The following is a 4747-nucleotide window of genomic DNA, read 5'->3' on the forward strand; positions in this document are numbered from 1 at the left end:
GCGGGCGAAGCAAAAACTGTCGGAATTTGTTCAAAATGGGGTTTAACATCTGGTGACGTTGAGCTTCACTAAGCAGTTCAAACCAGTTCCAAAAACTTTCCAGCCCGATTGGGTCTTTTAACTCTCTTAATAGTTTGTTTCGAAAGGACTGATTAGTGAGCAAACTTGGTAACATCACTAAAGAAGTGTTTGGAATCCTAGCAAGAGTTAAAAAACTATGTGATAGAATATCCAGTGAGTAAATTCCAAAATGTTCAGGATATAACCCTTTAAATAGCTCCAACAGATAGTCTGCGATAACTTCTGGCTCGATACCATGCTTAGTTAGTTCAAAAGGGTTTATACCAACAACTCGTTTGGCAGTTGGCGAGATGACTACTATATCTTCATCGTGCTCAGCTGGCGTGCGCTCTAATAGTTCATGAGTAAGTTGACCTTTGGCATCCACCACAACTACGCTATGATGTTTAGATTTTATATCTGATAAAATCAAATGACTCATAGCGGTGGTTTTGCCGCAACCAGTTGAGCCGAGAAAAACGGTGTGCTTTTTGCCAGCTTGAGCTGAAATTTGAATTGGTCTTGGTTGACTTTCAACCGTTTGCGCCAGACTTCTCGTTTTATTTCGATTTAGGTTATAACCCAAGGGCGGTGTCACTAATTTGGGGTGAACGTTAGGAATACCAGCTATCTGTTCTTCGCCAGTTGGCAGAAGCAAAAAACAAGCGAGGTCTGAGATTGCCAAACTGTAAGGATAAGACCAAGGCGGTTGCGCATGGTTGAACCCCTGAACAGCCAAAGACTTTAGCTCGATGGTAGCTGTAGTTTCTAACATCCTAAAGCTACTCAACAAGCTCGCAAAAAACTCTTTGGCTCGTAAAATACTGCGTGAACTGACACCAAGTCTGATTTCACATTTAAAAGTAGACTGATTCAACTTTTGGCGCATAAGCTTCTTGGAGCTTTCGGAGAGTTCAGGGACATTGTTGGTAATCACTTGATACCACTTAGCAGATAAATTCGGCAAGTCTTTTGGCTGCGGGCGAGGTGGTGAACCTGTGCCTAGCACTAGCTGAACCGTTACTGTCTCATCTGGCTGGAGTATTTTCGCCAGAGACAAACTGGAACGAATCATATTCTCCACTGAATCAGTTTTAAGAGCATAATGAGATTGTTTGATTCTTACTAGACGAGCGCTAGTCATCACTTCACGTTTAGGAGCTTTAGAAAACTGAATCTTACGGTGTGATTGAATTAACTGGTGGATATACGGTCGGTCTTGATCTTCTGTTCCCAATAAATAGCGCACCTTATTTTGTTTGATTCGAATTTCAAAGATTACTGCTTTACGCCGACTTAACCCGACAAGTTGCCCTAACATAGCTTTGACATCATCTATCTCAAACGGTCGCTGCCAGTGAAACTCGCTCCAAGATAAGACCTCAAACTTCCGTTTCATCTTTACCTCCATTCTTTAGATTTAATAATCCGAAAGGTAAACCAGCCAACGAAGATGAGGATAGCTCCTATAAATAAGACTTGCCAAACTTCCATTAGAAGTTTAACCGCCCAGTTGACTAGCCAAGCGCAGGCAAAAAATCCTAAAATATAAACCAATATTTTCTTCATTCGGCTGATCTCCTTTCTGATGCCAGTTATACAAGAAAATTAGGTAAAAGTTAAATTTCGCTTACCTCAGTTTTTGAAGCGATTGGAATGATTTTTAGACTTTGAAACAGTAGTATATTTCAACATATTTTGTCCTTTTGTCTAGTCCAAATAAGGCTAAAACTTACGCCGTTTAAACAATTCTTTTTGGGCGATTAGGTAGGCTTCTTGAATTTCTTGGCGGCGCTGGAGGAACTCCGCCAAAGCCTGTTCTTCTGGTGCTGTATCGTCTTCTTCATCTAGAAAATCCCAAATCGAAACTAGCAAATACGAAGTTACAAAAATAATGGAAAGAATAAGAAAGATATTCATCATAATACTCCTATTTTAATTTCTCAGTAGTGTAGTGAGTAAATGCTCGAATAACATAATCTGTATAAGCCAATGCTTCAGGATTATTCTTAATAATCTCAGCTTGAATTAAAGCAAGATTGCCGATTTTAAAAAGAATATCTGAAGCTAAGAGCTCCTGTGCTTGAGTGCTGGCCATCTTACGACTAAGCTCTTTAGCAACTGCTAACTGATACGGATTTGCGATTTGAGCCAGAGCCGTTTCTTTAGTTGATTTTTGTAGTAAATTCATGAGATTTCTCCTTTAATTTTGATATAATTGTTTTAAGTTAGCTAACTTATGGCTTTATTATAGAAAAGTCCAAGCGTGATTTGTTGCCAATAATTGTGCTAAAATCTTGCCAGTTTCGGAGGTGCTTGATGTTTGACATTCCTAGTCTGTTTTCTATTGTTTTAAAACACGCCAATAAAACAACTTGGTCTGATAGAAAGAAAGTTAGTGTCGGCTTATCACTCGTCTTACATGCAGACTCTTTGGCTTATCTGGCAGACACAAGTTTCAATAAATTATTTACAGGCCAAAATAAAGGACGAACCCTTTACGGGATCGTCCAAGATGAGATAACAGAAAAAGGCTTTTCCAGCTACATTTTTCAAACTGAGAAGCGATTAAGCGACACCAACTACAGAGAAAATAAGTTCTTGTTGGCTGATGTTTTAGAGGATTTTTTTGACCTAATAGAAGAATCGCAAAATCTGCCAAAGTCCGTTTTATTAGGCTTGAAGCAAGCTTACAAGTTCAACCACCAAAACCGACCTTATCTTTTTCTGGCTGAGTGCTTATTTTATGCTTTAGCTTGCCAGCACAACAAACAGCAACAGTATATTGAGCCAGATTTTAGCCAAGAAACAGAAGTTGTCTCAAAACCATTAGAAGAGCTCGTGTCACGAGCTAACGGTTATTCGAAGCGCATTACTCAAGACTTAAACCGTTTTTCAGAAGAAGAACTTCAACTGTTCAGAAAAATAGCACCATTTACTTTTTATGACAATTCTTTTGATGAGTTTTCGGGTGAAACTGTTTTAGACCACTACTTAATCTCACACGCTGACTTTTTGGATTTGTTCACTAAATACGGTGTTAAAGGTAATGAAGTTTCACGCCTGATTGAATATGGGTTAATTTCTGGTGGTGGCAGACATGAGATAATTATAGAAAAAGGTGAACTATCTGGCTTCCAGAATGATAACCTAGTTCTAACGTTCTCCACTGATTCTGATGAACGAATAACTTTTGAATACAGTGCCTTCCATTTAACAGATACCGCCAAAGCCCTGATTGAGATTTTAGAGATTGAAACTGATGATGAGTTTTTTAGGGAGTTGGGGGAGAAGTTTCGAAAAGAGCTAAAGGAAACACCTGTGCAGGTTAATATTATATTATGTGAGGCAGTTCTAGGTGCTGGCTAGCTTTAAGGAATTGGTGAAGATTTGAAATTTTAGTTCGGTTGGAAATTACGAAAATATAATAGTGTTACCATTGTTTAGATATGAAGACGGTATAATTTGGTTGATTTTTTGTTAGGAGGGTATCATGTCGAATATTAATAGTAAAGATGAGCACTTATCAGTTTTAAAATTAGAGTATGATTATGCTAAAAAAGAACTTTTTTATTATATGGAAAAATTTGACAAAAATGATAATATGAGCAGTATTTCAGTCTCTATTTTAGGATTACTATTAACTATATATGAAGCTATAAAAAGTGATAAAATACCAATTGATAATAATATAAAGATAATAGGTATATTCTTTTTATCAATTATTAGCACCTATACTTTTGCTATGACAATTGGTTCACTGTATTATTTAATTTTAAATAGCGCACGACTTAGGTATTTAGAGAATAAGATTAATGAAATTTTAGGAAAAGATGTGCTAAATTGGGAAAATTATTTAATGATAAAAATTCATAAAGTTGATAATTTCTTCTTGGACGGTGGAAGAATGATAAATGTTAATCATATTAAAGCAATATTTTTCATGATTATTCATATATCAGCTCAAGTTGTTTTTGGATATTTAATTTTCTCCTATTCCAAAAGTTGGTTTGTTGCATATATTATATTTCAAATCCTAACTTTAATATTTGTGTTTTCACAGTGGTTCTTTTATTTGAATTGGTTACAAGAGTTTTTCTATGATATAATGAAAAATAAGGAGAAGATTACGAAAAACAACAAATTAGCAAACGGCATTGGTCTCTATATATCACTGGCAATTTTTGTTTCAATGGTTTTACCTATGATTATTTTTGCTGAAATAGACAATGCGGTAATAGGAAATAAATATGATTTGCCGTTAATTAAGTACACAAGCATATGGTTTGGTGATGTCTTTATTTTAACAACTTTTAATGTTGTGTTTTTTAGCCTAGTATATAAGATTTCTGGTTATATAAAAGATAATATTATTTCAATTATGATAGCTTCAATAGTGTCATCATTCATCAATTTTTATACACACTTTATTCTGTGGACAGGCGATTTGGTGACAGGCTTTATGGATAACATAAGCGGGCTAACTATTTCTGGTTGGATTCATTTTATTTACAGTACAGTTCAAATGTTCTTTATTTTGTTGTTTTTATTTACTCTTCCAAAAATATCTAAAAACCCTATTTATTCGAAAAGTATAAAAATATTAAATTTGCTACTCTTATTCTTTACGCTTCTTCAAATTCCAGATTTTATTATTAGGAATTTTTCTAAATCCAGAGTAAAGGGA

Annotated in this window: 6 protein-coding genes; 2 read left to right on the top strand and 4 right to left on the bottom strand. The window is 35.4% G+C overall.

The window, feature by feature from the left end; all coding sequences use genetic code 11:
• From STRDD04_RS00180 to STRDD04_RS00190, 4 genes are all read right to left on the bottom strand, one after another.
• Positions 1-1459: type IV secretion system DNA-binding domain-containing protein (locus STRDD04_RS00180; RefSeq protein ID WP_231853850.1), on the bottom strand; the 1459-nt coding region annotated here is incomplete at its 3' end.
• 2 nt (positions 1460-1461) lie between these two features.
• Entirely contained in the window at positions 1462-1629 is a 168-nt protein-coding gene (locus STRDD04_RS11070) for a hypothetical protein (protein ID WP_197460055.1), read from the bottom strand.
• A gap of 156 nt (positions 1630-1785) precedes the next feature.
• Complete coding sequence (locus tag STRDD04_RS00185) at positions 1786-1980, bottom strand: hypothetical protein (RefSeq protein ID WP_062198316.1); 195 nt, start codon at positions 1978-1980, stop codon at positions 1786-1788.
• A gap of 10 nt (positions 1981-1990) precedes the next feature.
• Positions 1991-2251, bottom strand: a complete 261-nt coding sequence (locus tag STRDD04_RS00190; protein WP_062198318.1) for a hypothetical protein — start codon at positions 2249-2251, stop codon at positions 1991-1993.
• 128 nt (positions 2252-2379) lie between these two features.
• Here STRDD04_RS00190 and STRDD04_RS00195 point away from each other — a divergent pair, with 128 nt between their 5' ends.
• Positions 2380-3429: a hypothetical protein gene (locus STRDD04_RS00195; RefSeq protein ID WP_062198320.1), complete on the top strand. Its 1050-nt coding sequence runs from the start codon at positions 2380-2382 to the stop codon at positions 3427-3429.
• Between the two features lie 124 nt (positions 3430-3553).
• Positions 3554-4747, top strand: a 1194-nt coding sequence (locus tag STRDD04_RS00200) for a hypothetical protein (RefSeq protein WP_197460056.1), incomplete at its 3' end; no start/stop codon positions are given.

Source organism: Streptococcus sp. DD04, from assembly GCF_001578725.1.
Taxonomy (GTDB): Bacteria; Bacillota; Bacilli; order Lactobacillales; family Streptococcaceae; genus Streptococcus; species Streptococcus sinensis.